The organism is uncultured Campylobacter sp. (assembly GCF_938018145.1).
GTDB lineage: Bacteria > Campylobacterota > Campylobacteria > Campylobacterales > Campylobacteraceae > Campylobacter_A.
Window position 1 is genome coordinate 1 of record NZ_CALIII010000232.1, and the last position, 6,564, is coordinate 6,564.

Genomic DNA, 6,564 nt, shown 5'->3' on the forward strand with positions numbered 1-6,564 from the left:
ACGGCGTTTGCTTACGCCCACGAGGTCGTATTTAACGACGAGGAGGGCGTGTTTTTTGACGGAGAAAACTACGAGTACTGGTTCAAGCTCGTGCCGTGGGAGGACATCGCCGTAGAGGAAGGCGAGCTAGCCATCATCCTAAAAAATATCGTCCAAAATCAAAAAGCCATCATCCTAAATCCCGCATACACGCTGCTTTTCCAAAGCAAAGGTATCTTGAAAATTTTATGGGATCTCTATCCGAATCACCCGCTTTTGCTGCAAGCTAGCGACAAGCCGTTAGCTGGCAAAAAATGCGTGAAAAAGCCAGTTTTTGGGCGAGAGGGCGCAAACGTGAGCGTGATAGAGGCCGACGGTAGCATTAGCTCGCAAAATGGCGGCGACTACGGCCAAAACCGCGCGATCTATCAGGAATTTTACGAATTTAACAAAGACGCCGCCAACAACAGCTACCAAGCTGGCGTGTTTTTCGCCTACGAGGCGTGCGCGCTGGGATACCGCAGGGGCGGCGAAATTTTAGATAACTACTCCAAATTCGTGGGGCACTTTATCAAATAAGGACGCAAAATGAAAATAGTCTGCCTCGATGCCGCGACGCTTGGAAGCGACGTAAATTTGGACGTTTTTGGGCAGTTTGGCGAGTTTGTTAGCTTTGAGACGACCGCCGCAGCCGAGCGCATAGAGCGGTTAAAGGGCGCGGACGTCGTCATCACAAACAAAGTCGTGATCGACAAAGACGTGATGGATGCGTCAAATTTAAAGCTAATCTGCATCAGTGCGACGGGTATGAACAACGTCGATCTCGCGCACGCCGCAGCAAAAGGTATCGCGGTAAAAAACGTCGCGGGCTACTCCACCGCTAGCGTCGTGCAGCATACGTTCGCTTGCCTTTTTGCGCTGACTAATCGCATCAAATTTTACGATAACTACGCGCAAAGCGGCGAGTGGGCAAAGAGCGAAATTTTTACGAATCTAGACCGCAGTATCGGCGAGATCGCGGGCAAGAGCTTTGGCGTCATCGGACTTGGCGAGATCGGCAGGGGCGTGGCGCGCATCGCGGTGGCATTTGGCGCGAATGTGAGCTACTACTCAACTAGCGGCGCAAACGCAAACGCCGAGTTTAAAAGGCTAAATTTAAACGAGCTTCTGGGTGACTGCGACATCGTGAGTATCCACGCTCCACTGAATGAAAAAACGCGAAATTTGATCGGCGAGCGGGAGCTAAATTTGATGAAAGAGGGCGCCATACTGATGAACTTCGGTCGCGGCGGCATAGTGGATGAGAGCGCCGTTGCTCGCGCGATAGACGGGCGAAATTTACGATTTGCCTCGGATGTACTAGAGACCGAGCCTATGCGCGCGGATCATCCGCTGCTTTGTATCAAAAATAAGGAGAATTTGATACTCACTCCGCACGTGGCTTGGGCGAGCTTTGAGGCTAGGCAGCGGCTCGTAGCGATGATCGTAGAAAATATAAAAGAATTTTTGAAAGGATAAAAATGGCAACTGAGCATAGTTTTGATATAAGCGCGGCGGTCGATATGATGGAGGTCAAAAACGCGCTGGAGACGGCGAAAAAAGAGATCGCGGCGAGATATGATTTTAAGGGGCTTGCGGCCGAGGTGGAGCTAAACGAAAAGGAAAAAATCATCACGCTTCTTAGCTCTAGCGACAACAAAATCGACGCGCTAAAAGACATCGTGATCTCAAAGCTCATCAAGCGAAATATCCCGCCGGTAGCCGTGTCTGAAAGCAAACGCGAGAGCGCGAGCGGCGCAAATTTAAAGGCGACGCTAAAGCTAAACGACACCCTAGATAGCGAAAACGCGAAAAAAATCACCAAAGCGATCAAGGACGCAAAGCTAAAAGTAACTGCGGCGATCCGCGGCGAAGAGGTGCGTGTGAGCGGCAAAAGTATCGACGATCTGCAGGAGTGCATTAGGCTTGTGAAGGGGCTTAATTTAGAGCTACCGATTAGCTTTAAAAACTTAAAATAGCGGGTATTTTCGCGAGCGCCTTTAAATGAGCTAGAAAAATTTCGCTCCGCAGGCTACATGCCTAGCGCACGCTCAATTTTTCGTCGCAACATTTAAATTCGTCTCGCGAAACCGTCGCTTGATTTTTGTATTCAAAATTTGGCGGTTCGTCAAATTTAACCGCAAATTTAACGTATCGAAATTTTAGCTCTCAATCTAAAAATAAATAAGGATAAAAAATGGGCTTTTTTAAGAAAATTTTCGGCAAACAAGTAGATCTGGGCGAGCAAATGCCGATTTATTTCGCAAGTAACGAAGAGGACTATATGCAGCGCGCATTCGAGCAGGCACGCGAGAGTTTTAGGTATTTTTGGCGCGAGCTTTACTGGGAGCGCCACAGGGTCGTGCCGGGGCTTGATTTCGCGATGGTTAAAATTTGCTTTTTAGACGTAGTGGACGGCGAGGAAGTGGGCGAGCACATGTGGATAAACGACATGGATTTTGACGGCGAGACTATCTCTGGCACGCTCGTAAACGAGCCTGACGCCGTGCAAAACGTAAAAAACGGCGACCGCGTGAACGCAAAGATAGACGAGATGAGCGACTGGATGTTTGCGGTGGGCGGACGCGCATACGGCGGCTTTAGCGTGCAGGCGATGCGCTCGCGTATGCAAAAGGGCGAGCTAAAAGAGCACGATAAAGCGTGGGGGCTTGATTTTGGCGATTTTAACGATATTTTAGTCGTTTACGAACAAAAAGAACACCCGGAAAATTTGATCGAGCACCCGATGTGTAAAAATGTGCGCGAGAAATTTGAGCAATACGTCAAAGAAAACCCAAGTATCCTCACGGACGCCGATGAGCTCGGATTTACGCAGCTGCACCACGAGGCGCTCGCGGGCAATCTAACGCTCATAAACGTACTGCTAGCAAACGGCGCCGACAAAAACGCGCGCACGAAAAGCGGCAAAACCGCAGCTGATTTAGCCGGGTATTTGGGCTGGAAAGATATCATTAAAGCGCTTGCTTAATTTGGTTTTAGATCAAATTTGACGCTTGGCTAAATTTGGCCTAAATTTAAGAATTCTTGAAACTTATCTTTACGTAGTCGTTTTAGGCTATGCAGTGCCGAAATTTAAAACAACAGCTTCGATTAAAGCTGCACGACCGCTCAAACTGCGTTGGATAAAACTTATTTTTTGAGCTACCTCGGGATAAAATTTAGCGCAGTCTATATAAAAAGATATATAAGCGCAACCGTAAATTTCCACACCGAAATTTACGTTAAATTTATTTAAATAGGCTAGACTAGCCCCTTAAAATTTTATTTTAAGCAAAACCTAAGTAAAATACGCGATAAAAATTAAAAAGAGGAATTAATTGTGGGATTTAAGAATATTATAGAAAAATTTGCAGTAAATTACGCTCATAATTCTATTCAAAAATCACTATACAACGAATTTAACATAGACATTTTGACCACAACTTACACTAAAACTCCAAAAAAAGATAAAAAATACATGCTCTACGCACACGTTCCCTTTTGTCACACTTTTTGCCCGTATTGCTCGTTTCACAAGTACCACTACGAGCAGGAGCTTGCGAAAATTTACTTTGAAAATTTACGCGAGGAGATGAGGCAGATAAAAGAGGCTGGCTTTGATTTTAGCTCGTTTTACGTGGGCGGCGGCACGACGCTTATCAACGAACCTGAGCTTGAAAAGACGTTAAAACTCGCAAAGGATCTCTTTAGCATCGAAGATATCTCGGCCGAGAGCGATCCAAACCACATCTCGCCAGAAAGCCTCAGCCGTTTTGACGGGCTTATCGACCGCTTAAGCGTAGGCGTGCAAAGCTTTGATAACGAGACGTTAAAAAGAGTCGGCAGATATGAGAAATTTGGCTCGGCAGAAGAGACGAAAAGAAAGCTCGAGAAGGCTCTTGGCAAGATCCCGGTCATCAGCCTAGATCTCATCTTTAACCTACCAAATCAAACAAAAGAGCAGCTCATAAACGACATAAGCGTCGCAAAATCGATCTCTTCGCAGCAGATCACCTTCTATCCGCTCATGAAATCAGAGCTAACGAGAGAGAACATCGCTCGCTCGCTGGGCGTCTCAAACGTCGATAACGAGCGCGAATTTTACGAGATCATCGTGAGCGAATTTGCTAAAAGCGGCTACAGACAAAGCAATGCTTGGGGGTTTTCAAATGAAAAAAGCGCAGACCTTCGCGACGAATACGTGGGCTCAAATTTAGAGTACGTGGGTGTGGGCAGCGGCGCATTTAGCTTTTTAGACGGCGAGCTCGTGATAAACGCCTTTAACCTACTTGACTACGGCAGAAAGGTCAAAGATAGGCAAAGCCCTGTCATCGCAAAATGTGCATTTAGCAAAAAAGAGAGACTAAAATATACGTTTTTAACAAGGCTTTTTGACGGCGCAGTCGATATCAAAGCTTACAACGAACAAAACGATGGGAACATCAACAAAGACCTATTTGTCGAGCTTAGCTTGCTAAAGCTAGTGAACGCGATCTATGAAGAAAACGGCGTCATAAAGCCGACGTTTTTTGGCAAATACATCTGCGTCGTGCTCATGCGCGATTTCTACGCAGGCATGGACAAGGTGCGCGCGATATTTAAAAACGACGCGAAGATCAAACGCAGCAAAGTGCTTCACATCATGAGCGAAGACACCGAGCAAAAATTTGATCAAAACATCATTCAGCCGCGAGCCGCTATGTAAATTTGACGCGATTTTGCCGTCAAATTTGATCCTCTTACAGACTTCTTTAAATTTATCACGAAAATAACCCGCCCAAGCTTGTTTAAATTTAATTTATGCTAAATTTCGCCCCGAAAGCGACCTTGCGGACGCAAATTTTATCAAAGGCGAAGCGGTGGATACGGATAAATTTTTAAGCGAAATTTGGGGCGCTCTTAAGCTCTTTTTGGATCCCAAAACGCAAATTCTCGCAGACGAGCGAAGCCTCGCCGTTTTACTCGCGGCGGATGCTGAAAATTTCGATAGATTTATGGCGCTAAAGGAGTTTAGAGATATCCTTCACGCGCTTGGGCTAAAGGCCGATATATACAGCCTCCAGTGCGCCCAGCTAGGCGCGATAAACGCTCTAAAAGCCGCAAAAATCTCAAAATCAAAACTACTCGCCGCACTGGAAATCCTGCAAACCGAAAATATAATCTCCGCCGCGCATTTTAAGCGGCTTGCGGCGTTTTTGCGCTCTCTTGGCGCAGATTTGACCGCAGGGAACGAGCAAGAGGGTGCAAATTTTAAAAAATCAGACGTCTTTCATCAAAAAATAGACGCGCTAAACGATATCTGCGAGCGAATTTTGTCGCTAAACCCGGGCGCGCACGTCGCAAACGCGGCGACAAAAGCGCGGCAAAAAGCGCACGAGCTCGAGTTTAACGTAGCAGTCACCGGCGTCATAAACGCGGGCAAATCAACCCTGCTAAATGCGCTACTGGGCAAGAAAATCCTGGGCGCCTCAAACGTGCCCGAAACCGTAAATTTGACCGTGCTAAAATACTCGCCCGAGCCTTTTGCAAAGATAAATTTTTGGAGCAAGGCGGAGCTAAAAGAGCTTGGCATAGCAAAAGATCAAGATGACGAAATAGCTCAAATTTACGGCGATTTGGGCGTCAAATTTGAGAGCGAAACGGCGCAAAATTTAAACGGCAAATTTGACGCGGACGGCGGTGAATCAAAAGCCACATTTAAAAGCTCTAGCGCGAATCAAATTTGCTCCGACCAGCCCGCTAGCAAGACCGTCAAAACGGGCGAGATCAAGCTCTACACCTCGGCGGACTCCAAATACGCTAAATTCGTAAAAAGCGTCGAGCTTTACGAAAATTTGGAGCTTTTAAAGGACAACGTGCGCATCATCGATACGCCCGGCATCGACGACGCGGTGGCTGCGCGCGAGGAGCTGGTGCGGCGATTTATGCGGGAGTGCGATCTGATGGTGCACCTGATGAACGTCTCGCAAAGCGCCACGCAAAAGGATCTGGACTTTATCGTTTCAAGCTTGCAAAACTCGCATGCCGTAAAGCTCGCCGTGTTGCTAACTCACGCCGACGTGCTAAAAGAAGGCGAGCTAAACGAGGTCGCTGCCTACGCCAAAAAGAGCGTCGAGGAGCGCACGCGGGAGCTGGGTATCGGGGCGGAGTTTTTCGCCGTGAGCGCCAAAAGCTATTTTGAGGGCGGGCAAAACAGCGGCGTCGAGGAGTTTAAGGAGTATCTTTACGAGACGCTTTTTGGGCCTAGTAGCCAAAAATCTCGCCTTGGTATCGAGGCATATAAAAAGGAGCTCGGCCGCGTCTGCGCGCAGTTTGCGGCGGATACGCAAAGCGAGATTTTAAAGCTAACGGGCTCAAATTTGAGCTTGTCGCAAAAGCTCGCCGAGCTAAACGAGCAAAAAGCTGCGCTAGCTAGCCGCCTAGAGGAGGTAAGAGGCGCGGTAAAAGAGGAGCTAGAGCGCCTAGATACGGCTAAGACCGCGGCCAGCTATGAGCTTGGGCTAAAATCCCTTGCGCAAACGCTAAAGCAGCGCGTCGCAGACGACG

6 protein-coding genes are annotated in these 6,564 nt (G+C 47.7%); all 6 read left to right on the forward strand.

Translation table 11 applies throughout. From position 1 onward, the window contains the following. A partial coding sequence (locus tag Q0338_RS05260) for a glutathionylspermidine synthase family protein (protein WP_298085842.1) occupies nucleotides 1-558 on the forward strand: 558 nt, incomplete at its 5' end. A gap of 9 nt (nucleotides 559-567) precedes the next feature. Then, nucleotides 568-1,497, forward strand: a complete 930-nt coding sequence (locus Q0338_RS05265; RefSeq protein ID WP_298085843.1) for a D-2-hydroxyacid dehydrogenase — start codon at nucleotides 568-570, stop codon at nucleotides 1,495-1,497. A 2-nt stretch (nucleotides 1,498-1,499) separates the two neighbouring features. Further along, nucleotides 1,500-1,997 (forward strand): YajQ family cyclic di-GMP-binding protein, encoded by a 498-nt coding sequence (locus tag Q0338_RS05270; RefSeq protein ID WP_298085844.1) that lies wholly within the window; start codon nucleotides 1,500-1,502, stop codon nucleotides 1,995-1,997. Between the two features lie 218 nt (nucleotides 1,998-2,215). Next, the gene (locus Q0338_RS05275) at nucleotides 2,216-3,007 is read left to right on the forward strand and encodes a DUF2314 domain-containing protein (protein WP_298085845.1); all 792 of its coding nucleotides are present in this window, start codon (nucleotides 2,216-2,218) and stop codon (nucleotides 3,005-3,007) included. A 351-nt stretch (nucleotides 3,008-3,358) separates the two neighbouring features. Then, nucleotides 3,359-4,723 (forward strand): coproporphyrinogen III oxidase family protein, encoded by a 1,365-nt coding sequence (locus tag Q0338_RS05280; RefSeq protein WP_298085846.1) that lies wholly within the window; start codon nucleotides 3,359-3,361, stop codon nucleotides 4,721-4,723. Between the two features lie 154 nt (nucleotides 4,724-4,877). Continuing rightward, a partial coding sequence (locus Q0338_RS05285) for a dynamin family protein (RefSeq protein ID WP_298085847.1) occupies nucleotides 4,878-6,564 on the forward strand: 1,687 nt, incomplete at its 3' end.

Excerpts from the sequence above, each read along its gene's own strand:
- Q0338_RS05270 (WP_298085844.1), top strand. The coding sequence starts at position 1,500 with ATGGCAACTGAGCATAGTTTTGATATAAGCGCGGCGGTCGATATGATG.
- Q0338_RS05275 (WP_298085845.1), top strand. The coding sequence starts at position 2,216 with ATGGGCTTTTTTAAGAAAATTTTCGGCAAACAAGTAGATCTGGGCGAG.
- Q0338_RS05265 (WP_298085843.1), top strand. The coding sequence starts at position 568 with ATGAAAATAGTCTGCCTCGATGCCGCGACGCTTGGAAGCGACGTAAAT.